The sequence below is a fragment of the Hahella sp. HNIBRBA332 genome, from assembly GCF_030719035.1.
GTDB lineage: Bacteria > Pseudomonadota > Gammaproteobacteria > Pseudomonadales > Oleiphilaceae > Hahella.
The window spans coordinates 4,388,661-4,412,436 of record NZ_CP132203.1 but is presented as its reverse complement, the minus strand read 5'-3'; the positions used below and the strand labels follow the sequence as shown (position 1 = coordinate 4,412,436).

The 23,776-nt window shown below is 50.0% G+C and carries 28 protein-coding genes and 1 tRNA gene; 20 read left to right on the top strand and 9 right to left on the bottom strand.

Features of this window, described 5'->3' with window-relative positions:
* Positions 1–351: 351 nt before the first annotated feature.
* Positions 352–807, bottom strand: coding sequence for a helix-turn-helix domain-containing protein (locus O5O45_RS19490; RefSeq protein WP_371747856.1), 456 nt, complete (start codon positions 805–807; stop codon positions 352–354).
* Positions 808–928: 121 nt separating this feature from the next.
* Here O5O45_RS19490 and tmpT point away from each other — a divergent pair, with 121 nt between their 5' ends.
* From tmpT to O5O45_RS19460, 6 genes are all read left to right on the top strand, one after another.
* The gene (gene tmpT, locus O5O45_RS19485) at positions 929–1,567 is read left to right on the top strand and encodes a thiopurine S-methyltransferase (protein ID WP_305901018.1); all 639 of its coding nucleotides are present in this window, start codon (positions 929–931) and stop codon (positions 1,565–1,567) included.
* Between the two features lie 315 nt (positions 1,568–1,882).
* Positions 1,883–2,410, top strand: a complete 528-nt coding sequence (locus O5O45_RS19480) for a hypothetical protein (RefSeq protein ID WP_305901017.1) — start codon at positions 1,883–1,885, stop codon at positions 2,408–2,410.
* Positions 2,411–3,122: 712 nt separating this feature from the next.
* On the top strand, positions 3,123–3,623 hold the full coding sequence (locus O5O45_RS19475) for a hypothetical protein (protein WP_305901016.1): 501 nt from the start codon (positions 3,123–3,125) through the stop codon (positions 3,621–3,623).
* Positions 3,624–3,799: 176 nt separating this feature from the next.
* Complete coding sequence (locus tag O5O45_RS19470) at positions 3,800–4,273, top strand: hypothetical protein (protein WP_305901015.1); 474 nt, start codon at positions 3,800–3,802, stop codon at positions 4,271–4,273.
* A gap of 81 nt (positions 4,274–4,354) precedes the next feature.
* The gene (locus O5O45_RS19465; protein ID WP_305901014.1) at positions 4,355–4,588 is read left to right on the top strand and encodes a hypothetical protein; all 234 of its coding nucleotides are present in this window, start codon (positions 4,355–4,357) and stop codon (positions 4,586–4,588) included.
* 497 nt (positions 4,589–5,085) lie between these two features.
* Positions 5,086–5,424, top strand: coding sequence for a hypothetical protein (locus O5O45_RS19460; RefSeq protein WP_305901013.1), 339 nt, complete (start codon positions 5,086–5,088; stop codon positions 5,422–5,424).
* A 246-nt stretch (positions 5,425–5,670) separates the two neighbouring features.
* Here the strand turns inward: O5O45_RS19460 and O5O45_RS32015 are convergent, their stop codons facing one another.
* The gene (locus O5O45_RS32015; protein WP_371747855.1) at positions 5,671–5,784 is read right to left on the bottom strand and encodes a transposase; all 114 of its coding nucleotides are present in this window, start codon (positions 5,782–5,784) and stop codon (positions 5,671–5,673) included.
* Positions 5,785–6,102: 318 nt separating this feature from the next.
* Here O5O45_RS32015 and O5O45_RS19455 point away from each other — a divergent pair, with 318 nt between their 5' ends.
* From O5O45_RS19455 to O5O45_RS19435, 5 genes are all read left to right on the top strand, one after another.
* Positions 6,103–6,534, top strand: coding sequence for a hypothetical protein (locus O5O45_RS19455; RefSeq protein ID WP_305901012.1), 432 nt, complete (start codon positions 6,103–6,105; stop codon positions 6,532–6,534).
* A gap of 939 nt (positions 6,535–7,473) precedes the next feature.
* On the top strand, positions 7,474–7,890 hold the full coding sequence (locus tag O5O45_RS19450) for a hypothetical protein (RefSeq protein ID WP_305901011.1): 417 nt from the start codon (positions 7,474–7,476) through the stop codon (positions 7,888–7,890).
* Positions 7,891–7,979: 89 nt separating this feature from the next.
* A complete protein-coding gene (locus O5O45_RS19445; protein WP_305901010.1) occupies positions 7,980–8,855 on the top strand; it encodes a tetratricopeptide repeat protein in 876 nt (291 codons plus the stop codon).
* 52 nt (positions 8,856–8,907) lie between these two features.
* Positions 8,908–9,363 carry a hypothetical protein gene (locus O5O45_RS19440; RefSeq protein WP_305901009.1) on the top strand — a complete coding sequence of 152 codons (456 nt, stop codon included), beginning with the start codon at positions 8,908–8,910 and terminating at the stop codon, positions 9,361–9,363.
* A 91-nt stretch (positions 9,364–9,454) separates the two neighbouring features.
* Positions 9,455–9,883, top strand: coding sequence for a hypothetical protein (locus tag O5O45_RS19435; protein ID WP_305901008.1), 429 nt, complete (start codon positions 9,455–9,457; stop codon positions 9,881–9,883).
* 740 nt (positions 9,884–10,623) lie between these two features.
* Here the strand turns inward: O5O45_RS19435 and O5O45_RS19430 are convergent.
* From O5O45_RS19430 to mutY, 3 genes are all read right to left on the bottom strand, one after another.
* Positions 10,624–10,699 (bottom strand) — tRNA-Phe (locus O5O45_RS19430).
* 57 nt (positions 10,700–10,756) lie between these two features.
* A complete protein-coding gene (locus O5O45_RS19425; RefSeq protein ID WP_305901007.1) occupies positions 10,757–11,026 on the bottom strand; it encodes an oxidative damage protection protein in 270 nt (89 codons plus the stop codon).
* A gap of 74 nt (positions 11,027–11,100) precedes the next feature.
* A complete protein-coding gene (gene mutY / locus O5O45_RS19420) occupies positions 11,101–12,270 on the bottom strand; it encodes an A/G-specific adenine glycosylase (RefSeq protein ID WP_305901006.1) in 1,170 nt (389 codons plus the stop codon).
* A gap of 289 nt (positions 12,271–12,559) precedes the next feature.
* Between mutY and O5O45_RS19415 the strand changes: the two genes are divergently transcribed.
* The 6 genes from O5O45_RS19415 (at position 12,560) to O5O45_RS19390 (ending at position 16,727) form a co-directional block, all read left to right on the top strand.
* On the top strand, positions 12,560–13,024 hold the full coding sequence (locus O5O45_RS19415; protein WP_305901005.1) for an SRPBCC family protein: 465 nt from the start codon (positions 12,560–12,562) through the stop codon (positions 13,022–13,024).
* Positions 13,025–13,139: 115 nt separating this feature from the next.
* Complete coding sequence (hisB, locus tag O5O45_RS19410) at positions 13,140–13,733, top strand: imidazoleglycerol-phosphate dehydratase HisB (RefSeq protein ID WP_011395282.1); 594 nt, start codon at positions 13,140–13,142, stop codon at positions 13,731–13,733.
* A gap of 76 nt (positions 13,734–13,809) precedes the next feature.
* Entirely contained in the window at positions 13,810–14,454 is a 645-nt protein-coding gene (gene hisH / locus O5O45_RS19405; RefSeq protein ID WP_305901004.1) for an imidazole glycerol phosphate synthase subunit HisH, read from the top strand.
* A 55-nt stretch (positions 14,455–14,509) separates the two neighbouring features.
* Positions 14,510–15,244, top strand: a complete 735-nt coding sequence (gene hisA / locus O5O45_RS19400) for a 1-(5-phosphoribosyl)-5-[(5-phosphoribosylamino)methylideneamino]imidazole-4-carboxamide isomerase (RefSeq protein ID WP_305901003.1) — start codon at positions 14,510–14,512, stop codon at positions 15,242–15,244.
* Positions 15,245–15,306: 62 nt separating this feature from the next.
* The gene (hisF, locus tag O5O45_RS19395) at positions 15,307–16,080 is read left to right on the top strand and encodes an imidazole glycerol phosphate synthase subunit HisF (protein WP_305901002.1); all 774 of its coding nucleotides are present in this window, start codon (positions 15,307–15,309) and stop codon (positions 16,078–16,080) included.
* 155 nt (positions 16,081–16,235) lie between these two features.
* Positions 16,236–16,727: a DUF2244 domain-containing protein gene (locus O5O45_RS19390; protein WP_305901001.1), complete on the top strand. Its 492-nt coding sequence runs from the start codon at positions 16,236–16,238 to the stop codon at positions 16,725–16,727.
* Between the two features lie 47 nt (positions 16,728–16,774).
* On the opposite strand, the gene O5O45_RS19385 is transcribed toward O5O45_RS19390, so the two are convergent.
* The 4 genes from O5O45_RS19385 to gpmI all read right to left on the bottom strand — a co-directional run bounded on the left by O5O45_RS19385 (position 16,775) and on the right by gpmI (position 21,967).
* The gene (locus O5O45_RS19385; RefSeq protein ID WP_305901000.1) at positions 16,775–17,683 is read right to left on the bottom strand and encodes a divergent polysaccharide deacetylase family protein; all 909 of its coding nucleotides are present in this window, start codon (positions 17,681–17,683) and stop codon (positions 16,775–16,777) included.
* Between the two features lie 5 nt (positions 17,684–17,688).
* Positions 17,689–19,041, bottom strand: coding sequence for a S41 family peptidase (locus tag O5O45_RS19380; protein WP_305900999.1), 1,353 nt, complete (start codon positions 19,039–19,041; stop codon positions 17,689–17,691).
* A gap of 22 nt (positions 19,042–19,063) precedes the next feature.
* Positions 19,064–20,182, bottom strand: a complete 1,119-nt coding sequence (locus tag O5O45_RS19375; protein ID WP_305900998.1) for a murein hydrolase activator EnvC family protein — start codon at positions 20,180–20,182, stop codon at positions 19,064–19,066.
* Positions 20,183–20,422: 240 nt separating this feature from the next.
* Entirely contained in the window at positions 20,423–21,967 is a 1,545-nt protein-coding gene (gene gpmI, locus O5O45_RS19370; protein ID WP_305900997.1) for a 2,3-bisphosphoglycerate-independent phosphoglycerate mutase, read from the bottom strand.
* A gap of 441 nt (positions 21,968–22,408) precedes the next feature.
* Here gpmI and O5O45_RS19365 point away from each other — a divergent pair, with 441 nt between their 5' ends.
* From O5O45_RS19365 to secB, 3 genes are all read left to right on the top strand, one after another.
* The gene (locus tag O5O45_RS19365) at positions 22,409–22,825 is read left to right on the top strand and encodes a rhodanese-like domain-containing protein (RefSeq protein WP_305900996.1); all 417 of its coding nucleotides are present in this window, start codon (positions 22,409–22,411) and stop codon (positions 22,823–22,825) included.
* 43 nt (positions 22,826–22,868) lie between these two features.
* Positions 22,869–23,162 (top strand): glutaredoxin 3, encoded by a 294-nt coding sequence (gene grxC / locus O5O45_RS19360; RefSeq protein WP_305900995.1) that lies wholly within the window; start codon positions 22,869–22,871, stop codon positions 23,160–23,162.
* A gap of 130 nt (positions 23,163–23,292) precedes the next feature.
* The gene (gene secB, locus O5O45_RS19355) at positions 23,293–23,772 is read left to right on the top strand and encodes a protein-export chaperone SecB (protein WP_011395294.1); all 480 of its coding nucleotides are present in this window, start codon (positions 23,293–23,295) and stop codon (positions 23,770–23,772) included.
* Positions 23,773–23,776 lie beyond the last annotated feature (4 nt).

Genomic DNA, 23,776 nt, shown 5'->3' with positions numbered 1-23,776 from the left:
GGGATGACCTTTTGTTAGAACCACTTTATTGGAGTCAGCGGGCAGACCTCGCCGTTGGGGGGGAACCAGTTTCACTGAAGACATTACGTACTCAAATACTTGTTCGAAATAGGGGGCCTCAACGTACTGCACTCTATCCAACGCCAAAAATTGCCCTCTGAGCTGGCTCGCAGCTACCTGGCGCCAGCGTTTTTAAACAGTTTTTCTTTGTGTCAGAGGTGGGGATGTGTCTGAAGAATAAAGGTCTATGATGTTTCCACTACCATGCACATTGCTTAGGCGGAACCTGAATCATCTGTGTACGAAAGCCAAGGAAAAATAGCGAGCAATGTTTAAACTATTATTCGAAATTTATTTGCCTGGCGTCGGGATGCTGTCATTCATTTTCAACCCTTTTCTTTTCTTAAGCTGCGCCTTATCCAGCATATTCAAAATACGTAGAAAGGTGGGGCATTCCAGATGGCTGGGCGCAGGACACTCCGCGGCGTGACGCAGGCCGTCGCGCATGACGGAAAGCTGCTTTATCCGCCTGTCAATTTCATCTGCTTTCGCAATGAGCTGCTTGCGGTCAATATCGACGCCTTTCGATGTGAGCATGCTGGCGATTTCCTCCAGAGAAAACCCGGCGTTGCGTCCTAAGGAAATCAGCGCAAGTCTTTGCAGAATACCCGCGTCGTAAACCCTGCGCAGGCCATGTCTGCCAATCGGCTGGATAAGCTGCTTTTCCTCATAAAAACGCAAGGTGGAAGCGGGCAGTCCGGATAGCTTGATGACTTCTCCGATGTCCATGGTTTTTTTGTCCGGCATTTGTGCTTGACCTCAAGTCGACTTGAGCTTGTATGCTATCTCCACACATATGGCGGAGCAACGCGCAGACTAAATTAGTTCCTGCGCGACGTTCTATTTATCGGCTACAAGAGGAATCAATATGGATGCGAATTTCTGGCGTGAAGTATGGGCGGAAAATAATATCGCCTTTCATCAAAGTGAAGCTAACCCGATGCTGGTGGCTCATTTTAACGAGCTGAATTTGGCGAATGGCAGCCGGGTTTTTGTGCCACTGTGTGGTAAAACACTGGATATCTCCTGGCTAATTTCCCGAGGTCATCACGTGGTTGGATGTGAGTTGAGTGAAATGGCTATCGAGCAGTTTTTTGCGGAGCAGGGCGTGACGCCACAAATAACGGAATCAACTTCCGGCAAACGCTACAGCACAGAAAACCTTGATATATACGTCGGTGATTTCTTTGATCTGACAGTAGAGGAACTGGGCCATATCGACGCCATTTATGATCGGGCCGCCCTGGTGGCGCTACCGAAACCCATGCGGGATCGTTACGCCAAACACCTTATGACGCTCACCAATAACGCCCCCCAACTTATGATCTGTTATCAGTACGACCAAACTAAAATGGGAGGCCCTCCTTTTTCAATCAGCGCTGAAGAAGTCAAACAACATTACGCCGACAACTATGCCTTGACGGTACTTGCAACAGTTGAGGTTGATGGCGGCTTGAGAGAGCTGAATGAAGTGACGGAGACGGTTTGGTTGTTGGAGAGAAGGTGAGCTTCGACACGCAAAAAATGTTTCAGGGCTGATTCGCATAGTTCCTCAGCCCTGCTTGTAAAGTAGCACTGAGAATCACCAATCCGCCCATATCGGCACGGACGCGGGATTTGATCAGAATCTGTCACCAAGCGTTTGGGGCCGGTCCTTTGTATGGTGTTTGCGGCGCCATTGCCGCCAGTGCGCCTGTAGTTTCTGCTGTAGCCACAAATATCCAAGCATTTGACAGATACCCCAACTTACAGGCGGCCATTCAAAATACGGATCGCAAATTATGGTAACCTCCAAAAGGTCTCGATTAGAGAAGGAGAACATATGAGGCTGCTAACGCTTAAATTGAGAACAGCGAAAAAACCGTGTGTCCCGATTGGCCCAGATTTTGGCAAAGCCGAAGCTATTGAGCTGGATCTCTCCGGCGCCAAGATTAAGCTGCAGCTTAATCCCCACCAGCCTTCTAGCTCACATGAGGAAGAAATAGCCCCTGACAATAGCTACAACCTTTATGATGATTCTCTCTATGAAGAAGATGAGACAGGGCTTTTCCGGTTTTTTAGGCTGCTAAAAAGATGTTGGGGTTTTCGTGGACCTATTTTTTCCGGCTATGTTGCGGAGTTGGGGGCAACTTTGGTGGTCAAACGCGCCAAGCCTGGTCGGCAGGATTACTCTCTATTGAATGCCCAGGACTTTCAGCAGTTTATCACTGACGCTGATTATGGTGATGAAGTGTTGTTTGGTCGTAGCCTCTATGACGCTCCTGTTGACTGGGCTCCGGCGAATGTAGGTGGCAATGTGCCTGCAGTTACTTTTGAAGTTCGCTCCGGTCCTGTTAGGGGGAGGGTATAGAGAAAAAATTCTGGCATTGCCCATTGAGCACGACGTTTGTGTTTGGATTTATTTCCATTTTCACCAATACGCGCCGGGTAAGTTGGTAGAGCAAGATAGCCTGATACCTCCCCGTCCTCTCGAAGAGCTATGCCAAGATATTATTGAGAGCGTTCGGCTAGAGCTTTCTCCTTCAGCTAAGCAAGACTTTGAAGAGATTCAAAGCAGTCATCCGGCGTTAAAGCTGAGTCAGGTTGCTCCAATAAAGTGGACAACATCGGAGCAGGGTGCTGAGTGGGAGGAGTACTGTAAGGACTTAGCGGAAAGGGAACGATTCTCCACTATGAAATAGTGGTGATTGCCCAAAGCTAAAAGTTGCCTACATCCGGGCTGTTCGACTTCGTACCAAACTTCCCGGTAACGGCCGTCATTGTCAGAAATAGCATCTGCGCGATGGCCTCTTTTATAATCCCAGTTACCTTAAAAAACGCCATTACCATAGCTAGTAACTGAACAGGGAGAGCAAACTAAAGTAGAATCAAGCATTGGGCTTGGCGTAGTTGGTCAGTCTGACAAAACTGACAAGTCTGAGTCTAGAATAGGTTTTACTATACCAGTTGTACTACCTGGTTTTGATAGCAAAAATACATAAGATATCGTTCGCGCGGGAGGCTCAGCTTTACTACGTAGCCACACCACTAAAACGTTATGATCACTGCGTTGGAGAGATGCTATGGATCTTGATCTGGTCACGAATATAATGAACTTGAAGGAATATTTTCAGTACCCTAAATATCGGGTGGTTACTGATCTTGCTTTGATGATTATGGCGGCTAGTTGTAATTCAAATGAAGAATTCCAAGAGAAGTCTAAAATAGTGGCAAGCCTCCTTGAGCAAAGAGAGAACTCATCTGATGATCCCTACAAACATATCTTTGAAATAAATAAAACACTATGGCTATTACCCAGCAATACATTCGGGCTGATGCTAGGGCATTCGGATTTTTCACTTGAAAGTCTAACAAGCTGCGTGGTTGACGGGATGGAAGAATGGAAAGGAGCTTTCTTTGAAGCGAATCCAGAAGAGTTGAGGCAACTTTCTATTTTCTACCAGAATTTGAGATCTCTAGCGGAAAATATTTTCGGAGAAAAAGGAATGAGTGATCCGTCTTTCGAAAACATCAGAACTGCTCTGTTCGAAGTATTGTTAGAGGAGCCAGTAAAGTTAAAGTAAGTCTGCCGGTAAAGCTCATAACAAGGCCGAGCAGCGCTATTAGCCTCCCTTCGCTCACCCCGCTGGGTCTTCATTCGTTCCACCTTATAGGGGGTGCTTCGCATCTTATCCCCAAAAAGGTTCCACTCACTCAGGCCGCTGTCGGCAACGCTTAGCATTAAGGAACATTCGAACAAGTGAGCAAGAAATACGATAAGTTCGAGCTTAAGAATGAAAATGAGATCTGGATCAATGGTAGGCCATTGTTAGAAATCATTAAAGAAGTTGAATTGCCATTCGCTCATAGGGAGCTTGAAGAGCGTGTTAGTAAAGGAGAGAGCCAAGACGAGCTTAGTTTGTTGGCTGGCGATTATATTTACCCTCATAGTTCAAGCTTGTATTTGCCTAGCCGGAATCTCCTTGATGAGCCTTTGAGCTTGGCCGATAGAGGGTTTGTTCTGGAGAAGGATGACCCTGAGAGTGGTAAATCTTTATTATTAGAGTGTACCTGTGGTATTCCAGAGTGTTGGTTTTTACAGGCAAGAATAGAGTTAACAAAAACATATGTAAGATGGTACGATTTTTCACAATTCCATCGGGATTGGGATTACAGCCTTGAGTATGTATTTGAAAGAAAAGATTATGAGTCCCAACTTTCTAGAAAATGCTAACAAGCAAAATAAATCGGATAATTTTTACGCTTCGCTTCAATCTGCCGGGTGTTTTTTGCGTTATGTGTAAAAGGATCATTGATGCCTCAATCTAAAGATAGAGTTATAGTGGCTAGTGATGTAAGTTCAAGAGATGGTGTTGGTGTCGAAATCTATCGTGACGACGAACTAGTCGTAGAAATATTCAGAGATGATACCGAGAAAACTCGCACTATAACGGTATTCAAAGAGTCAGTCTCTCTTGAGCTTATGCAGGAATGTATTGAAGTATTCAAGAAAGAAATCCCATGGGACTTTATTGAATATGATGAATAAATACATAACAAAAAAAGCAGCATCGCCCAGTGGGCTAGGCGCGCTAACGCGCGCTGCTTCTTGGGGCGTTAGTTTTACTCAAGGGGCAGTGAAATGAAGATACGGAGAAAGGACTACAATCTTGGGAAGAAGAGTCAGCTATTTAAGGTGCTCGTACTTAAAGAGATTCACCAGCTTCAATTGAAGTCACTAATTCACAGGTTTGCCACACGTGAAGCCAAAGCGATTCGTAGAGGTGACTCATTCTATCTCTGGCGTATTAGACGGCTTCGCGCGGTAGAAATATATGAGAGTCGGTTCGGCGGAGTTCCTAATCTATTTAGAACTAGGAAGCTGCCGGTGTTAAATTCGTACTATATAAATAATGGGGTATATATTTGGCCTCGTCCTCGGGGCAGTAAATTTTGACGTGGCGCCTGAAAAAACTAACAGGCACAAGCAGTATGCTACGATCCTGGGGCACTCGTGAGCGTTAAATTTAGGGAAGGGATAATAAGTTGAACAAAATCATTTCAAATTGGAGGGAAGGATGTACGCCTCTTTCTCAAGCGCCAGGAAGAAAGAAGCTAGTAGTCGCTTTTCCCAGTGCGGTAGTGGTTTCATTTCTCTATGTGATTGGTGTGGCGGATAGCCTTGCAAAAATGCTCGCTATAATACTATGGGCTTATGCATTAATTGGATTAATTGAAACGCTTATTGGGGGTCGGCTTGTAAGCTTATCAGCGAAGTGGGATATAATGGCAGGTTGGAAAAAATTCATCATAAGCGTTTTCACTATAGTATTCGCACTATTCTGCTTCATTAGTTTAATACCGATCGCTGCAAAGCTTCTATGAGGTCACAGAAATTGAACGAGCGCCAGAAGCCAGCCCGTTCCGAGCTTAGGACTAAATCACTGGTTTTCTTTTTTTGGCCGCTGTGATGTGGTGGTCAACGAATCCCGGACATTGTTCTAAGTTTTTCTTTAACTATAACCGGGGTAACTCCATCATTAAATGAATGGGGTCTGTGCCGGTTGTAGTAACTTATCAGGTAGCCCCCTATATCTCTCCTGGCTTCCGCCAGGCTTCTATATCCAAACGTTAGAAGCCATTCTGAAAGCCGCTGGCTTGGGAAAAGGTATGCCCTTGGTCAAGTACAAGCTTGGCGGCTTCGTGCTTGAACTCCGGTGAAAAGGAGCGTCGCTTTCTGGTCATTGAACACCACTATAAATAGTGGCGATCGTACCACCTAATTCGGTGTCCGGGATAATTAGATCACTACAAATTGCTCGGTTTTCTGATGATGTTGTCCTGAAAAGTGCTTTGATTCAAAAACTTGCGAGCTAGCCTGTTGTGATCACGAAACCCTCAAGAAAGTGTATATGTGCACGCACGGTTTCTTGTAAGTGAGGTAGTTTGACTTTCTGGGGTTTTACACTGGAATCAGTGGGTAGGAGGAACTATCTTCAAAGAGTTGGAATGGAAAAACGCGCATGCGCGATATACAAATGTTAACTTAAATGGGTTCGTGTTGTGAAAGTAGAAATAGATGGCGATATCCAAAATCTTGAAGTAGTGGAATATGTTATCCGTGATATCGTTTATGCCTCTAATCCGCATGTAGAGCCTCAATCAATACCCCACTTTCAAGCTCGAATAAGAATTGATGAAAAGTCTAAGGATTCTTTATTTGATTGTGAGCTATCTTATTATGACGCAGAAAATAACTTTCTAGGCCTTACAGAAACACATTCTGCAAAGAAGAGAAGTGTCACAAACGAGCCTCGCTCTATATCGGAAGCACTTGATATACCAGAGGGAACGACAAGAGTAGTCGCAAGATTTATAGAGGAAAAGGAATTAAGTTCTAAGTGGGGTGAAATGATATTTAAGCTGGGTAGTTTTTTTATATTAGTAGTTTTGGGAGCCTGGGCTGCTTCTTCATTACTAAGTTTGATAAGTTAACAAGTGCAGGCAGGTCGAGCCATTTTTCGTCCATCTTCCTCTGTACGAAAAATAGACTCCTACTACGGGCGTTATATTCAAACCTAAAAAAACTTAAATAAATATATTATTGGGAAAAGAAATGGGGGCGTTTTGGATAAGAAAAACGAAAAACAAAAATTTCCACAAGCAATGATAGAATAAGCGAAAAAACATCCTAATGGATGGATATACGAAATCGATCCGAAATATGACCCTAATGGTGATGTGCCGCCAGAAGGGATCAAAGGGGCGTGGAAGATTGATGAGCACGGAGATTTAACGGGTGAATACAAAAGTAACCCAAATTACAAACCTTAATTAATCTAACAATTTTACCGTAGTGACTTTTACTGCTGCGTTCCGTTTTGGTATGGCCACGAAATTTCAAGCCAAAGCCCCACTCTCGCAGTACCAGCCACACCTAAAGGCTTTATGTTTAGAGCATAAATGATAATGTAACTCCAATTCATCCTCCTTTGTGGTCTGTCATCGCGAATGTAAGGAAAGAAACTCCTTACGGACCTGGAGGAAAGGGTGTAATAAAAGGCACAACACTATTTTCGCCGGGAACAAAGGTGTACCTATTACCATGCGCCTGGGATCCAGGCTGGAGAAAGTACGAAGTTTTAGGTATTTGTAAGAGATCAGGAAAGTTTATTCGCACTGTCGTAGACAGTAAGTACCTAGCCAACTGGCGTGTTAAACTTATTTATTCTCCTTCAATGGTGCTGCGACTAGAAAAGCAACTGGAAGGTCGTTACTGGAACGAAGAAAACGCAAAGCGGTTTATTGAAAATGTGGAGAAATACTGGAGTAATGCATAAAAAACTGCCCTAGGGACAAACCTACGCTTTGTTCAGGCTTGTTCTAGAGTACACTGTAATACATTGTAAATGTCTTCTCTAAAAGGAGCTTTTCATGTCAATGAGTTTACTTATGGTTCTAGCTCTTGGAGTAGAACCAAATACGAATGAGTTAAACCAATTCGCGAAGGAAAATGAGTATAATATTGAATACGCTCAGAACACATCTTTAAATGAACGTTCAGGCTTTCTACCGGCGAAACTGAATGGCCAGGAGGCTGGCGTGGAAGTTTACTCGTTTCCTGTCTCAAAATTATCCGAACCATTCAAAACAGTAGAGCCTCTCAAATTTAGTGAAGGTACTGTTTATCAACTTCGTTTCGGTGTAAATCCTATTGAGGCTCAATCAGCATTTACTGCAGCAGTAATTCTAACAACTAAATATAATGGCGTAGCTATCGATGATCAGTCGGGTAGTTTAATGTCAGCAGAACAGTTAACTCAGGCGCTTTCTTATTTCGCTGGTATGTGATGGTCACTTGTAACCAGGCTATCATAAGGGTACTGTTAAACGTATCTACAGCCGTAGTCTAGAAAGGTGGTTTTTTAGGAAAAAGCTATATGAAGTTTTTTGATAAGTTTAGAAAGTCAAAGCCTGGTGATCCAAACGAATTTTGGAACCAACTTTCAAATAAAGTGAATCTTGATCGTAGCCCATTTCAAGCAATGACAGAGGATGAGTTAGGTGAGCTAATCTCTAAAGCCCAGGCATCATATCGACGCGCAATATCCGCGGATAGAGCTGGGGAGATTTCTATTTCTCGTAAGCACTATCAACAAGCATTTGAATATTTGCCAACACATATAGAAGCGCTTGACAACTATGCCATAGGCCTTGTCGAAGAGCTTAAATTCTCAGAGGCAATTCCTTTCTTTGAACAATCTGCGGTGGCAGAGCCTAATAGTCCACTCGCATTCGTTTACTTGGTGAAGTGTTATGAAGAAACAGGCGCTAAGAACTTATCCTCCGCTTGTGCTCAGTATTTGCTTCATCATTGGCCTGATAAATCTCCATACATAGACTGGAGTCATCTCGGTAAGCCAAAAGGAAAACAGCATCTGGCATCGCCGCTGGAGGAAGGTCAAGTTTGGAAATACAAAGCCCGAGATTGCGATGATTCTTCTACAATATGGATCAAGTTGATTGAGCCTAGTGATGATGGAAGAGTGATTGTGCATATTTCAGTTTCAGGAGTCCAAGCTCCAGATGGTAGTTTAATGTTTATATCTCATCTTCCTTATGATGCTAATGCTTTACTGGGTTGCGTGACATCGAAATTGGATGTGAAACAAGATTGGGAGCGTGAGGATGATCATTTTGGTGAAGGTTATGGAATGTGGTTTGATGCATACAGTTCCGGTGAGGCTGGAGTTTTTACAGCGCCCTTAAGTAAAGTTATTGAAGGTATGCTACAGGCTATACCTGGAAAAAATTAAAGTTATGTGCTCGCGTTTAACAAGAAAATGCAGGGGATGGCCAAAATAATCGATGAAAAGATTACACTTTATATATTTATTTTTGCTGACCTCTCGATGTGTATCGGCGCTTGAGTTAAAAGAGTGTGAATCACTTGGAGGAAGCACTAACGTTGTGACCTTTAATGGTCAGGCTACAAAACTATCGGCTGTTTCCGAGAAGGGTGGTTCCGACTGGTTACTTGATCTTCGCATTTCAACGGAAAAAATAGAATTGAAGGAATATTCTCGCCCTGGGGGAAATACTGAATTTGAAACGCAATACTCAACCTATGATATTGCATATCAAGACAGCAATAGTATATATGGCATAAAGCATCCTGATACGAATGGTTTGACTAAATCTGGGCAATTCCTATTTATTGATATCAACGGTTCTATTATTCATTTATCAACAGTTCATCCAGCAAAGAAAAATGTTGTAAATCCTACTTCAGTTCAGCTGAGTGTGGTATTTTCATGCGAGTAAAGGCTATAACAATCATAACCACGTTAGCCCCTTCGGGGCCGGAATTCCACTCTGACCCGTATTGTCGGTGCTAGGCTTCAAAAGTTATCGCATGACAAATGAGAGAATTTGGCAGAGTTTAGTTAATTTCCTATCAGGTCTAGGAGGAACTTATCCTGTATCAATGATTTACGACACGCAGTCGTATATGCCTGCGGTTGAAGAGTATTTAAGTAATCTTCAAGTTGGCGAAGATATTTCAAAAACGAAATTCTATTTGGATGTGTTTTGGGACGAATATATTAATCAAAACTACTCTGGATACTGGAAGCACACTAACGACCACTCAGTAGTAATGGTCGGGCTGGACGAAGATGGTTGGGTGTATAAAACAACGCCATCACAAATCTCTATTGAGAAAGTTGGTTCTTGTACAAGCTTTGAAGTTAACCCATTTGATTTAGCTTCGAAGTATCTCTCAGAAGCAAAAAAGATCGTGCTTTCAGGTTTTGTAAATGAGTACATAAAGTCAAAAGCCTAACAAGTCTGTCAACAGGACACTTTTTGCTTAGCGCTGTTTTACGATGGCTGCGCCACTTTACTGCAAAACTCCACTACACAAAAAATGCCTGCTACATAGGCGTTAAGTGCACGTAGGTGGACTCAACAAATAGTAGCTATATCGACCCTATCCAGCCATCTCCGAGAAAAAGTGGCTACGTTGATCTGCAACGACAGCATGCTCTGGAGTGCCAGTGATAACGTCGTTGTTTCGTGAGGATAAAAGGCGGCGGCCTACCCTTGAGATCTCAACCATCATCGTTTCTGAGGGGGGTGATAGACACGCAGTCGTTGATCGCCAAATACCTTTACCTGCGGACGACTACCTGCATGTACTGCAGATAAACCCCCTATACAAATTGCGCATTCAGGATCACATCATGCCAGTTTCTGGAAATCCTTTGGCTGAATGAGTGCGCCTATTGGGTTGTTAAACAGCTTAAAAGAGGAGGGTAGGTAATTGTGCGTAAAAAATGAGACATGGCGGCGATTGGGCGCTTTTGAATGTCGACGGTGAATTTGCGTTGACACTTTGTTGACACATCCACTCATGACGATAAAAGAAGAAGGGCTGGTTTCTTTTACTTTATTGGTGTTTTGAAAGGGAAGGGAGTGTATTGAGCTTGCCGGGCGGCTGAATTGCTAAGCTCTTTATTTGCGTGGATTTTCTTGGGCTAGAAACGAAAAAAGCCCGCATATAAATGCAGGCTTTTAGAATGGTGGTGCCCAGAGGCGGAATCGAACCACCGACACGGGGATTTTCAATCCCCTGCTCTACCGACTGAGCTATCTGGGCGACGGCGCGTATTTAAACCTCTGGGAGAAAAAAGGTCAAGCATATTTTTTTAATTTTTTAGTCTTTAGGAACAAAGCCTTCCGCAGCGTCGAAATTTTCGTTGTTGAGGAACTTGTCCATCTGCTCGGTGAGGTAGGTGCGAGCGTCCGGGTCCATCAGGTTTAAACGCTTTTCGTTGATGAGCATGGTCTGGTGTTGCAGCCACTCCTGCCACGCTTTCTTGGAAACAGTCTCGAACAGTTCCTTGCCGCGGGCGCCCGGCATGGGGGGCAGGGCGAGGCCTTCGAGTTCTTGCTGATACTTTTTGCAGAATACCATTCGCGCCATGTTGCTTATCCTTTATTGGGTTTCGTGTAGTTTCAATTATCTGAGTGTGATTAGGTTCGATTATAACAAAGCTGTCAGAGCAGGCGCTTTTGCCTGTCCAGCGACTTCTGGCTGAGCCACTTCTCTATAGGAGCGGGCAGGCCGGGTAATTCCTGCTCCGGATCGAACCACTGGCTGTCGGATTCGCCGACGATGGACGCAGTGTCCTCCCGCCGCTCAAGATCGGCTGTAGAAGCGATGATGGGCTTCAGTATCAGATGATAGTGAGAAAAGGTATGGCGGAACGGCGACGCCAGCTCATATTGCTTTAACTGTAGGTGCTTCTGCTCTTTCCAGCTTTGCAGGGCGTCCGGCAGGTCCATGTTCTTATCACTTTCCGGCAGCGACCAGAGTCCACCCCAAATGCCTGTCGGCGGTCTGCGCTCCAATAGAATGTGTCCGTCCTCATTTTGCAGCACCAGGACAAAGCGCTCATGAGTGGGGATCTTCTTGCTGGTTTTGGGCGTTGGCAACTGGTCCGTCATGTCCTGCGCCAACCCTTGGCAAGTGTCCTCCATGGGGCATCGACTACAGGCAGGTTTGCTGCGGGTGCAAAGGGTGGCGCCGAGATCCATGATCGCCTGAGTGTAATCGGTGACTCGCTCGACAGGTGTGTAAGCGTCCGCTAACTCCCACAGGCGGGTTTCAATTTCCCGTTTCCCCGGCCAGCCTTCTACGGCGTCATGACGACAGAGCACGCGTTTGACGTTGCCGTCCAGAATCGGCGCCCGGATGCCAAAGCCCATGGACAGAATCGCGCCGGCGGTGGAGCGCCCGATGCCGGGTAGTTCCTGAATTGTTTCCAGCGTGTTGGGAAACTCTCCGTTGAATTTCTCCACTATAGTCTTGGCGGCTTTATGTAAGTTACGCGCCCGGGCGTAATACCCCAGACCGGCCCAGTGAGACAGCACCGTATCCTGATCCGCCTCCGCTAACGCCGCGACAGTGGGAAAGCTCTCCATGAATTTGATGAAGTAGGGAATAACCGTGCTGACCTGGGTTTGCTGCAGCATGATCTCCGATATCCACACGTGATAAGGCGTGCGTGGGTCTTGCCAGGGCAGGTCATGGCGGCCATGTTGGTCGAACCATGTCAGCAGGCGGGCGGCGAAACTATTTGTCACCGTGGCGGCGTCCTGCTCGCCGGCGGAATCATGGGATAGAGTAACAGGCTGTTTTTTTTGGGGATTCGACGGATTGTTCATGTAAGTAGATAGACTTGTGGCAATTAGCGTAGCAAACTATGGGCCCTGAAGGATCGATTTGTCGGGCGTACTCCGGCGGATAGCACGTCCCGCCCGCTGTTGCAGCGGCCGCTTAGATTGCGCGTCCGTATATAAAGACGCGTCAGTGTATAAATAAGGCGCGTCCGTATATAAAGACGTATCCGTATATATAGAACAGTACTTCGCGGAGTGTACAGGATTACGCCTGATAAACCACACCAATGAAAACCCGCCGATAATAAAGTGTGCAGTCTTAAGGAGATAGCTTGTGTCTGTAAACATCACAATTGAAATCAGCCGAACCTTCGAAACATCCGCCAGTTACGACAGGGTGTTCGATTTACTGGCCGACGTGCCGGCTTCCGTATCCCACTTTCCGAAAGTGGAGCAGTTGGTGGACCTGGGCGATAACGCCTATCGCTGGGAAATGAAGAAGATCGGCGTCGACAAGCATGCTATCCAGACTATTTACGCCTGCCAGTACAGCGCAGATAAAGAGCGCGGCAGCATCACCTGGGCGCCTATAAAAGGAGAAGGGAACAGCGAAGTGCAGGGTTCCTGGACAGTAGTGGACAAAGGCGGTCGCGTCGAAGTGCGCTTTCAGACCAAAGGCTCACTGACTTTGCCTCTGCCGAGCCTGCTGAAACTGGCCATCAGCCCCGTGGTTAAACACGAATTCAACTCTCTGGTCGATGTCTATATCGACAACCTGCAAAAAGAATTCGCTTCCTGATACCTGCGCGGATGCGCTGGGACCGGACGGATTATCCGCGACGGTCCCCGGCGCTGTAGGCTAAGCGGAGATTACACGCTATAATGCGCGTTTTCTGCATTGGCTGGAGTAACGCATGGCGGAGCGCAAGGCGGAAGTCACCCGCAATACGCTGGAAACCCAAATCACCTGCAAGATTAACCTCGACGGCAGCGGTCAGGCCCGTTTCGAAACCGGCGTGCCGTTTCTCGACCATATGCTGGATCAGGTCGCCAGACATGGCCTGATTGATATGGATATCGTCGCCAAAGGCGATCTGCATATCGACGCCCACCACACCGTGGAAGACATCGGCATCACTTTAGGGCAAGCCGTCGCCAAAGCCCTTGGCGATAAAAAAGGCATCCGTCGTTATGGTCACTCCTATGTGCCTTTGGACGAAGCCCTATCCCGCGTAGTGATCGACTTCTCCGGCCGCCCCGGCCTGGAAATGCACGTCGAGTTCACCCGCTCCATGATTGGCCAGTTCGATGTCGATCTGTTCTACGAATTCTTCCAGGGCTTTGTGAATCACGCTCAGGTAACCCTGCATATCGATAACCTGCGTGGACGCAATTCTCACCACCAGATTGAAACAGTGTTTAAAGCTTTCGGTCGCGCATTGCGCATGGCGCTGGAGCTGGACCCTCGCATGGCCGGCATTATGCCGTCCACCAAGGGCGCGCTGTAACTCCGTAACCAGGGGCCGTCTATGAGAGCGGCCTTTTTTACGTTTAGCGAATACAACAGGAACGGTCATACCAAGCATGAATACGATCGCGGTCATTGATTATGGAATGGGTAACCTGCACTCGGTGTCGAAGGCGTTGCAGCATGTGGCGCCGGATGCGAAGGTGTTGGTGACCGCTGACCCGAAGATTATCGCTGAGGCGGATCGCGTACTGGTGCCCGGCGTGGGTGCAATGCGCGACTGCATGGGCGAAATCGTGCGCCTTGGCTTCGACAAGATTATCCTCGACGCAGTCGCCTCCGGCCGTCCTATGCTGGGCGTATGCGTGGGCATGCAGGTATTGCTGCAACGTAGTGAGGAAAACAGCGGCGTCGAGTGTCTTAAAGTCTTTCCCGGCGACGTGAAATTTTTCGGCTACGATTTGACTGAAAATGGGGAGCGCCTGAAAGTGCCGCACATGGGCTGGAACGAAGTCAAACAAACCGTTGATCACCCTATGTGGGACGGCATCGCCGACAATGATCGTTTCTATTTTGTGCATTCCTATTATGCGGCGGGCGACCACCCGGAAGTTGTGGCGGGAACCTGCCGTTATGGCGTGGACTTCGCCGCCGCCATCGCGCGCGACAATATCTTCGCTGCGCAATTCCACCCGGAAAAGAGCCAGCACGCCGGGCTGCAGTTACTGAAGAACTTCACCCGTTGGAACGGCCGTCCTTGATCGTGGCGGCTGCAACATTCCCTACAGCCAGACATCCGAACGACTGAGAACCACAATGCTTATAATCCCCGCGATAGACTTGAAAGATGGTAAGTGCGTGCGCCTGAAGCAGGGCCGCATGGACGACTCCACTGTATTCTCCGATGATCCCGTGGCCATGGCGGCGCAATGGGTCGACGCAGGCGCTCGCAGACTGCATCTGGTGGACTTGAACGGCGCTTTCGCCGGCAAACCGGTGAACGGTGAAATTGTCTCCGCCATCGCCAAAGCGTACCCAGATCTTCCCATTCAGATCGGCGGCGGCATTCGCGAACTGGACATCATTGAGCAGTATCTGGATGCAGGCGTGAAGTACGTCATCATCGGCACCAAAGCGGTGAAAGAGCCGGCTTTCGTAGCAGAGGCCTGTCGCGCATTCCCTGGCGCCGTCATCGTCGGCATTGACGCCAAAGACGGTATGGTCGCGACGGAAGGCTGGGCCGAAGTCAGCTCTGTAAGCGCTGTGGATCTGGCGAAACAGTTCCGCGACGCGGGCGTTTCCTCCATCGTTTACACTGACATCGCCCGCGACGGCATGATGCAGGGCGTGAACGTGGAAGCTACTGCAGCGTTGGCGCGGGAGTCCGGCTTACCGGTTATCGCCTCTGGCGGCGTCACCAACATGGACGACATTCGTCGTCTGGCGACAGTGGCGGACAGCGGCGTTATTGGCGCGATCACAGGGCGGGCCATTTATGAAGGCGCGCTGGATCTGCGCGAAGCGCAAACGTACTGCGACTCCATCGCCTGATCCGTATAGAAAGGCCAAACAACTCACGAACACCAGTATCAGACAAACGCATAGGTAACAACATGGGCTTGGCGAAACGCATTATTCCTTGCTTGGATGTAGATAAAGGAAGAGTGGTCAAAGGCGTTCAGTTTGTGGACATCCGCGACGCTGGCGACCCAGTGGAAGTGGCGAAGCGCTACGACGAGCAGGGCGCGGATGAAATCACTTTCCTGGACATCACCGCCAGCCATGAAGGTCGCGACACCACTGTGCATACGGTGGAGCGCATGGCCAGCCAAGTGTTTATTCCCCTGACTGTCGGCGGCGGCATTCGCAAGCTGGAGGATATTCGCACCATGCTGAATGCTGGCGCGGATAAAGTCAGCATTAATACCGCTGCTGTATTCACACCTGAATTTGTCGGCGAAGCGGCCGCCAGATTCGGCAGCCAGTGCATTGTTGTGGCGATCGACGCCAAGAAAGTATCCGCACCCGGCGAAGCCGAGCGCTGGGAGATATTCACCCACGGCGGGCGCAAGCCAACCGGGTTGGACGCCATTGTCTGGGCCAGAAAAATGGTGGAGTTCGGCGCGGGAGAAATCCTGCTGACCAGCATGGATCGCGACGGCGCCAAAAACGGTTTTGATCTGGCGTTGACCCGTGCGGTCAGCGACGCGGTGGCCGTGCCGGTGATCGCATCCGGTGGCGTAGGCAACCTGCAACATCTGGTCGATGGCGTTAAAGAAGGCGGCGCTGACGCCGTGTTGGCCGCCAGCATTTTCCACTTCGGCGAATACAGCATCCCTGAGGCCAAAGCGTTTATGGCCAAGCAGGGCGTTGAGGTGCGCATCTGATTTTCGCTGACGTATTCCTGCGCGACCACTGAACCGCAAAGGTAAAGTGTCGCGCTTTGAAGAGCGGATATATACTTTTTTAGGAACAGCTCCTGGCTTGTTGAAGTTGATGTGTGAACAGGCCCTGCTTCGGCATTTCCTGAACAGGTTTGTATATGCTCGACGTCGTCCCCGGAGAAAATGCCGCTTGCGCCCGGCTGATCCTGCAACCCAATAACTCCGCTGGCTGGAAAGGCAACCGCGTCTTCCTCTTTGCTGTCGGCGGCGTAGCCTTGACTATCTCCATCGCTTTTTCTTTCTTTGGCGCGCTGCCTGTGCTGGCGTTCTGCGGTCTGGAACTCGCGCTTTTGGCGGGGATGCTGCGGGCGGTCAGCAAACGTTGCGCCTCGCAGGAAGTTATCCTTATCACCCCACTGGAGGTCTGCATTGAAAAAGGCATGGCGCAGCCGGAACGCACCTGGACTTTTCCCCGTTGGTACACGCGCATTGTGTTGGTGGAAGGCGGCCGTAATGGGCATCTCTGTGTGGTGTTCGTCTGTAAAGGCGAGGAAGTGGAAGTGGGCGCCTGGCTGGCGGACGGCGATAGAAAAGTTCTGATCGCTACCTTGCGTTCGCTAGTGGCGCATTATCAGCATCTATATCACTAATAATAGATATCTGACCCTAAGCGAATCTTATCAACTAACAAACTGATTTAGTTGACGCTTTTCTTGGGTTCGCTGTCGTGATGGCGTTCCGCCAGAATCGTCGGGGGCGTGGTCTGGAACATGTCCTGGGCGTTATTGCGAATCGCCCATAAACCTTTAATGGTGGCGATGGCGACGCCTTGCTCTCCCAGTGAGGGAAGCACTTTTTCCAGATATTCGATGGTTTCTTTGTGAGGATGGCCGATTGCGATGGCCGTGCCTTTTTTGCGGGCGATGTCCAGCAGGCGTTTGAACTGAAAGTCGATGGCCTTGGTGCTGATGACATGGTCCAGGAAAACATCCCGGTCCAGAGTAGGGATGGAATGACTGACGGCAACGGAGTGCGCGATGGAGGACGCCGTGGTGCGACTGTCGACAAAGTACAGAGGATAGCCCTGCAGTTCTCCCATCACCAGATTCATGGCGGCGCGGTTTTGCGTCAGGGCGCTGCCCATATGGTTATTGACGCCGCTCACGTATGGAATCGCCTTGATCGCCTGCCGGAACGTCACCACCATATCCTGATTGCTCATGTCGCTGGTCAGCCCGCTGGCGCCGAGGGGAATCCGCTTCACGTTCTCCATGGGAATGTGCAGCATGATTTCCTTGCCGGCGGCGTAAGCCAGTCTGGCTTGAGAAATGGTATGAGGACGGAAGGGTAGAAATGACAGCGTCAGCGGAGCGGGAATGCGTATAGCGCGCTCGCCCATGGTCTGATAGTTGCCCATATCGTCAATAATAATGGCGATGGTGGGCGGCTGATCTTCCAGTGGGGCGGAATGCATGATCGCCGGCGTTATCGCCGCTTGTGGCGGCGCGTCAGCGGCTTCCTCCGCTTTCGCCGCGGAGTGCGCCAAGAGCAAGAGAAGGCCGGCCCTGACGCCGGCGCGGAGTAAGTTGGTTAACGAAGACCTCAAACAGTTCAGCCTTTCGCGGACGCCTTCATAATGGTGAGGCCTTTCAGCAGGTTTAGCGCTTCGCGCAACTGGAAGTCCTTGGCGATGATTTCCTGTACGGTGCTGTCCCGCTTGGCTGATTTGCCGTCGCCTTCGCCATTTTCGTTGGCCAAGTGGCCAGACAGGTCCGCCTCTTTAAAGAACGGCTGTGACTCCTCTTCGGTGATCTGGGCGCGTTGCACCTGAATGTCAGGCACGATGCCAAGGGCCTGTATCGAGCGTCCGCTGGGGGTGTAGTAACGCGCAGTGGTCAACTTGAGGCCATATTCTTCGTCCAGCGGCAACACGGTCTGAACGCTGCCCTTACCAAAACTTTCGGTGCCCAGGATGATGGCGCGGTGGTGGTCCTGTAAGGCTCCAGCGACAATTTCCGAGGCGGACGCGGAGCCGCCGTTGATCAGTACGACCATCGGAGCGCCGGCGATTTCATCGCCAGGCGTGGCGGTAAAGCGCAGCTTGGAGCTTTTAATGCGCCCGTCAGTGTAAACAATCAGACCTTCATCCAGCAGAGAGTCCGCCACATCCACCGCCGCCTGCAGAACGCCGCCGGGATTGTTGCGCAGATCCAGAATCACGCCTTTCAGACCTTGCGGAGAGGCTTCTTTCAGCTTGTTGATCGCTTTAGTGAAATCAGAACCGGTTTGCGCCTGGAACTGAGTAATGCGGATATAGCCGTATCCCTTGTCCAGGTTCATGGTTTTCACGCTGGCGACGCGAATGACGTCGCGCAACACTTCCAGCTCCACAGGGCTGTTTTCGCCTTTTTTCACTAAGGTCAGTTTGATCGGGGTGCCGGGCTTGCCGCGCATCATATTGACGGCGTCTTCCAGCGTCATGCCTTTAACGGTTTTGTTGTCGAGTTTGATAATCAGGTCGCCGGCGCCGATGCCCGCCTTCTGAGCGGGGGTGTCGTCGATAGGCGTGATGACCTTGATGAAGCCGTCTTCCAAGCCCACCTCAATGCCAAGTCCGCCAAACTCGCCGGAAGTGGACTCCTGCAGGTCTTCAAACGCGCTGGGCTCCAGGTAGGCGGAGTGGGGATCAAGTCCTGACAGCATGCCGCGAATGGCGTTATTCAACAGGGTGGTGTCGTCGACGTCTTCCACATAGGCGCGTTTGATGCGATCAAACACTTCCGCGAATTTGCGCAGATCGTCCAGAGGCAGGCTGCCGCGTTCAGCGGTGGCCGCGTCCGTTACGCTGACATCGTCGATGGGAGTCTCGGGTTCCTGCAGGGGCTCGTCAGCCCAACCATATGGGGCAACGGTGAGAGAGAGAATGATTCCGGATAGCGCATTTCGAGTAAATTTTGACAACATATTAAATTCCCTGCATTCACCTTTATTTCTTGAACCATCGAAGAGGGTCGTCAGGCTTGCCGTTATGCCTTATTTCAAAGTATAGCCCGGTTTCGGACTGGCCTCCGCTGCTGCCGGCGCTGGCGACGGTCTCGCCGCTGCGAACCCAATCGCCGGTATCCTTGAGTAAGGCTTGATTGTAGCCATACAGGCTCATATAGCCATCGCCATGATCAATGATCATCAACAGGCCGAAGCCCCGCAGCCAATCCGCAAACACGACGCGTCCGTGATGCACGGCGGAAACAGGGGTGTTCAGTGGGGTTTGGAAAAATACCCCGGACGGTCTGAAACCACCGCCGGATTGTCCTTGAAGCTGCTGCAATGCGCCCTTCGTAGGTTTGGGTAATTTAGCACGGAGTTTAGAGAAAGGCACAGAGTCTTGGGTTAACTCTAAGTTAGATATGGCCTTTTCCACTTCCTTGACCAGCGTCTCCAGTTGCTTCTGGTTTTTCTGCATGCGGGTCAGTTCGTTTTGTTTGTAATTGAGGCTGGAGTTGAGCTTGGCCAGCGTCGCTTCCCGCTCTTTGCGTTGGGATTCAAGGGTTTCTTTGCTGCGGGCCAGAGTGTTACGGGATTCCAGCAACGCCTGATTGCGCTTGAGAATTTCTGCGCGGGTCTGCTTTAGTTCCTCGATAGTCTGGCGATATTTTTCGATGTGCTCGCCACGGGCCAGATTCAGGTAATCGTAGTAGGCCAATATTCTCTGAAGGGTGGTGGGATCTTCCGCATTGAGCAGCAATTTGACGCCTTGCTCGCGGCCCATGCCATAAGCGGCCTGAATCTGTCTGGCGAGTAAGCCTTTCTGTTGCGAAAGAGAGGCCAGATGCTCTTTCTCCTTGTCCTCCAGCTCATCGACCTGCTTTTCAGTGTCGTTGATAGAGGTTTGGATTTTGTTGATTTCCCTGACTTTATCCTGGATTTTTTCCTCGGTGGCGCGCAGCTCTTTTTCAAGATCGCTTTGCTCACCCTGGGCGTCATGAATCCAGTCTTTTAATTTGCTGATATCGCGCTTGAGTTCCTTCAGCTTCTTTTCATGGTCGCCCTGGTCTTGCCAGCCGGTGTCAGCCCTGACGTTCCCGGCGGCCGCGGGCGCAAGCATCAGAACTGCGATAACGTAGAGGACGATACGGCTAAGCTGCATGCGGTCGGTATGAAAATTCTTTTATTAATAATTATGTACGCCTCTGTAAGGGGAGGCTCCGGGATTTGGCCCCGGCAAGTATAGAGGAGTTTCGGCCTGTGGCGCAAAACCCGGTGGCAAGGTTGGGGGAGGTTAGTGACCTGAATAAAGAAAGGGAGAACAGGTCTGCTGCTCTCCCTCTTTGCTCTAAATAGAGAATCAGTTCGGAACGATCAAGGATTCCCCTGTCATTTCCTGTGGCTTGTCCAGCTCCATCAGATCAAGCAGGGAAGGCGCGATATCGCACAGTCTGCCGTCTTCTTTCAGGGAAATGTCCTGCGGTCCTATGTAGATCAGCGGCACTGGGCCGGTGGTGTGCTGCGTATGGGGCTGGCCGTTCTCATCCACCATTTGCTCCGCGTTGCCGTGGTCGGCGGTGATCAGGCACTGGCCGCCCACTTCCTGCAAAGCGTCGGCGATACGCTTCAGACATTGATCGATACATTCGGCTGCTTTCATCGCCGCGTCGTAAACGCCGGAGTGGCCGACCATATCGCCGTTAGCGTAGTTGCAAACGATCAAATCGAACTTGCCTGACTTAATCGCCTCCACCAGTTTATCGGTAACTTCCGGCGCGCTCATTTCCGGTTTCAGATCGTAAGTCGCCACGTCGGGAGAAGGCACCAGAATGCGCTCTTCGCCTTCGAACAGGGCTTCTTTACCGCCACTGAAGAAGAAGGTGACGTGGGCGTATTTTTCCGTTTCCGCAATGCGCAATTGAGTCTTGTGCAAATTGGCCATGTACTCGCCGATGCTGTTGGTCAGCTCCGTGGCGGGGTAGGCGCAGGCGGTGTGGATGGTGGCGGCGTATTCGGTCAGCATGACGAAGTCCGCCAGCTTGGGTAGTTTGTTGCGCTGGAAACCATCGAAATCCTGCTCGACGAAGCAGCGGGTCAGCTCACGGGCGCGGTCGGCGCGGAAGTTCATGAAAATGACGGCGTCGCCATCACTAATAACCGCGTCGTTATCGCCGCTTCCTTTTATAAGAGTGGCTTTCACAAACTCGTCGTCTTCGCCCCGCTCATAGGCGGCGGTCAATGCCTGCACTGCGCTTTCTGCGTGATAAGGCGCTTCGCCCAGGGTCAGCAGGTCGTAGGCGGCCTGTACACGATCCCAGCGGTTGTCGCGGTCCATGGCGTAGTAGCGTCCGATGATGGAAGCGACGCGGCCGCAGCCCAGTTCTTTCAGCAGTTTATCGGTGCGCTCCAGCGAAGGCTGCGCGCTGCGGGGCGGCGTATCGCGGCCGTCCAGAAACGCATGCACATAGACTTTGTCCGCGCCGCGCTCTTTGGCGACTTTGCAGGCCGCTAAAATATGGTCTTCATGGCTATGCACGCCACCGGGAGAGAGCAGGCCAAGCAGATGGACCGCTTTGCCGTTGCTGACCGCTTTATCGATAGCGGAGCTGATGGCGGGATTCTGCGCGAACACGCCGTCTTCAATGTCTTTGGTGATGCGGGTGAAGTTCTGATAAACGATACGGCCGGCGCCCAGGTTCATGTGGCCAACTTCAGAGTTGCCCATCTGGCCGTCGGGAAGGCCCACCGCCATACCGGAGGTGTGTATGAGAACGTGTGGGTTTTGGCTGGATATCTGGTCCCAGAACGGGGTATTGGCGTTGGCGATAGCGTTCGAATCTTTGCCTTCGCGATATCCCCAACCGTCTAAAATAAGTAAAGCTGTAGGTTTGCGTTTTGCAGTCATTTTCTGTCCGCCATTAGTAATTTTACGAGTATTCTACTTGGAATTAGCGCCTATGTCTTGAAAGCCGTCAATCGGAGAAACGTCGGAATCCGTTGTCCGCCCAGACTGCGCTTGGCTTCAGCTTGTTCGCCGAGTTGGGATTTTCGTTAGGCTCAGCATACTGTGAGTTGTATGGATAGTTTAAATTTAAAACTGCTTTGCAGTTGATAGTTATTGTTTATTCGTGAGTCGTCATTCGGAATCGGTGAGACGGCCAGGGCTTTGTCTTCTGAAACCTATGGCGGCTGTGTATAATGCCCGGGCTTTTCAGGCGGAGACAGCGCCGATTGCGAACAGATTTAAGTCATCGACATCGCCGGCGCGCGATGTGGGGGCTGTGACATCGAAGCGGAGCAGGGCCGCGACGCTTCCCCAGAAGATTATTAAAGAAAAGGCGGAGTTATGGAGAAGTATCTTTTATTTGCTCTCGATCACTGGATTCTAAGCTCATTATTCGTCGGTCTGGCAGTCGCTCTGCTGCTTACTGAGCGTTTGCGCGGCGGTAAATCTCTGTCTCCGCAGCAAGTGGTCAGGCTGATGAACAATGATGAAGCCGTTATCGTGGATGTGCGTGAGAAGAAGGATCTGGCGGAAGGCGTGATCAAAGGCTCCATTCATATGCCCGTCACCAGCTTGAAGGAACGCGCCGGCGAACTGAAGAAGCACGAAGGCAAGACTATCGTCATCGCCGACAAGATGGGGCAGCATTCCGGCATGGCGGTCAGAGCTTTGGCGGCGGCTGGCGTCACTGGCGTTCAGCGTCTATCGGGCGGCATTGTCGAATGGCGTAATGCAAATTTGCCATTGTCAAAAAAATAAAAGCCCATATGTATTAGAAGTGACGTTTTAAGCGGTATTCTTTATGGCCCAGTTAAATCCCGTGACCATTTACACCACGGAGTTCTGCCCGTATTGTATCCGGGCTAAGCGTCTCCTGGAGGCCAAAGGGGCGTCTTTCGAAGAAATTAAAGTTGATTTCAATGCCGCCCTGAGACAGGAAATGATGCAGAAAAGCGGTCGCCGCACGGTGCCGCAGATTTGGATCGGTGAGGAACATGTGGGGGGCTGCGACGAACTCTACGGTCTGGAGCGAGCCGGCATGCTGGATGCGCTTCTGCAATCGGGAGCGTCGGATGAATCAGTCTCCCCTTCCTGAATAATTGAAAAATAACGACGTGTGTCGGCTTCATGGCTATTGCGTTTGCGGACGCACGCCGACGCCAGTTAACCAAGGGGGGTTCGCTGCTGCGAGCCGCAAACCAATATAAAGAGATCAAGGTAGAGTCATGTCTGAGAATGCAGAAGCTCCCAAGCAGCCAGTTTTCGCGCTGCAACGTATTTATCTGAAAGACCTTTCTTTCGAATCGCCAAACTCTCCGGCGGTATTCCAGTCTGAGTGGAAGCCCCAGGTCAATATGGACCTGAACACTGAGAATAAAAAAGTCAGCGACAACCAGTGGGAAGTCGTTTTGACCCTGACCATCACCGCCAAACTGGCTGATAAGACTGCGTTCGTTATCGAAGTACAGCAAGCCGGCGTATTCATGATCGACGGTTTGAGCCCACAGCAACTGGCGCAAACCCTGGGCGCTTTCTGCCCGAACATTCTGTTCCCGTACGCTCGCGAAACTATCGACATGTTGGCGGTTAAAGGCAGCTTCCCTGCGTTGATGCTGCAGCCGGTCAATTTCGACGCTATCTATGCGGAAGCCGTGAAGCGTCAACAGGCGCAGCAGGCCGCTCCTGCAGAAGAAGCCAAGCACTAAGCTG

Excerpts from the sequence above, each read along its gene's own strand:
- O5O45_RS19490 (WP_371747856.1), bottom strand. The coding sequence starts at position 807 with ATGCCGGACAAAAAAACCATGGACATCGGAGAAGTCATCAAGCTATCC.
- tmpT (WP_305901018.1), top strand. The coding sequence starts at position 929 with ATGGATGCGAATTTCTGGCGTGAAGTATGGGCGGAAAATAATATCGCC.
- O5O45_RS19480 (WP_305901017.1), top strand. The coding sequence starts at position 1,883 with ATGAGGCTGCTAACGCTTAAATTGAGAACAGCGAAAAAACCGTGTGTC.
- O5O45_RS19475 (WP_305901016.1), top strand. The coding sequence starts at position 3,123 with ATGGATCTTGATCTGGTCACGAATATAATGAACTTGAAGGAATATTTT.
- O5O45_RS19465 (WP_305901014.1), top strand. The coding sequence starts at position 4,355 with ATGCCTCAATCTAAAGATAGAGTTATAGTGGCTAGTGATGTAAGTTCA.
- O5O45_RS32015 (WP_371747855.1), bottom strand. The coding sequence starts at position 5,784 with ATGACCAGAAAGCGACGCTCCTTTTCACCGGAGTTCAAGCACGAAGCC.
- O5O45_RS19450 (WP_305901011.1), top strand. The coding sequence starts at position 7,474 with ATGTCAATGAGTTTACTTATGGTTCTAGCTCTTGGAGTAGAACCAAAT.
- O5O45_RS19445 (WP_305901010.1), top strand. The coding sequence starts at position 7,980 with ATGAAGTTTTTTGATAAGTTTAGAAAGTCAAAGCCTGGTGATCCAAAC.
- O5O45_RS19440 (WP_305901009.1), top strand. The coding sequence starts at position 8,908 with ATGAAAAGATTACACTTTATATATTTATTTTTGCTGACCTCTCGATGT.
- O5O45_RS19435 (WP_305901008.1), top strand. The coding sequence starts at position 9,455 with ATGACAAATGAGAGAATTTGGCAGAGTTTAGTTAATTTCCTATCAGGT.
- O5O45_RS19425 (WP_305901007.1), bottom strand. The coding sequence starts at position 11,026 with ATGGCGCGAATGGTATTCTGCAAAAAGTATCAGCAAGAACTCGAAGGC.
- mutY (WP_305901006.1), bottom strand. The coding sequence starts at position 12,270 with ATGAACAATCCGTCGAATCCCCAAAAAAAACAGCCTGTTACTCTATCC.
- hisB (WP_011395282.1), top strand. The coding sequence starts at position 13,140 with ATGGCGGAGCGCAAGGCGGAAGTCACCCGCAATACGCTGGAAACCCAA.
- hisH (WP_305901004.1), top strand. The coding sequence starts at position 13,810 with ATGAATACGATCGCGGTCATTGATTATGGAATGGGTAACCTGCACTCG.
- hisA (WP_305901003.1), top strand. The coding sequence starts at position 14,510 with ATGCTTATAATCCCCGCGATAGACTTGAAAGATGGTAAGTGCGTGCGC.
- hisF (WP_305901002.1), top strand. The coding sequence starts at position 15,307 with ATGGGCTTGGCGAAACGCATTATTCCTTGCTTGGATGTAGATAAAGGA.
- O5O45_RS19390 (WP_305901001.1), top strand. The coding sequence starts at position 16,236 with ATGCTCGACGTCGTCCCCGGAGAAAATGCCGCTTGCGCCCGGCTGATC.
- O5O45_RS19380 (WP_305900999.1), bottom strand. The coding sequence starts at position 19,041 with ATGTTGTCAAAATTTACTCGAAATGCGCTATCCGGAATCATTCTCTCT.
- O5O45_RS19375 (WP_305900998.1), bottom strand. The coding sequence starts at position 20,182 with ATGCTTGCGCCCGCGGCCGCCGGGAACGTCAGGGCTGACACCGGCTGG.
- gpmI (WP_305900997.1), bottom strand. The coding sequence starts at position 21,967 with ATGACTGCAAAACGCAAACCTACAGCTTTACTTATTTTAGACGGTTGG.
- O5O45_RS19365 (WP_305900996.1), top strand. The coding sequence starts at position 22,409 with ATGGAGAAGTATCTTTTATTTGCTCTCGATCACTGGATTCTAAGCTCA.
- grxC (WP_305900995.1), top strand. The coding sequence starts at position 22,869 with ATGGCCCAGTTAAATCCCGTGACCATTTACACCACGGAGTTCTGCCCG.
- secB (WP_011395294.1), top strand. The coding sequence starts at position 23,293 with ATGTCTGAGAATGCAGAAGCTCCCAAGCAGCCAGTTTTCGCGCTGCAA.